At 39.5% G+C, this 233-nt stretch carries 1 pseudogene; it reads right to left on the bottom strand.

The annotated features are described in order from the left end of the window. Positions 1–233, bottom strand: a pseudogene (locus CUZ56_RS15615) (xylose isomerase); the annotation flags it as partial.

Below are 233 nucleotides of genomic sequence, written 5' to 3' on the forward strand. Positions count from 1 at the left end.
TTCCCGCACTGAATTACCTTCAGGTGCAATATCGACATCATGAAAACAATAATAAGGCACGCCTAACTTATTCAAAAACTCAAAAGCAATATCTGCTTTTTGTTCTGCGCCAGCAAGCAAATTTGGATTTTTCTGCCAACTTCGTTCCAAAGAACCTAGCCCAAACATATCATTACCATTCCAGCAAAAGGTATGCCAATAACACACAGCTAAGCGTAAATGTTCAGCCATAG

It is taken from the genome of Saezia sanguinis (assembly GCF_003991585.1).
GTDB lineage: Bacteria > Pseudomonadota > Gammaproteobacteria > Burkholderiales > Burkholderiaceae_C > Saezia > Saezia sanguinis.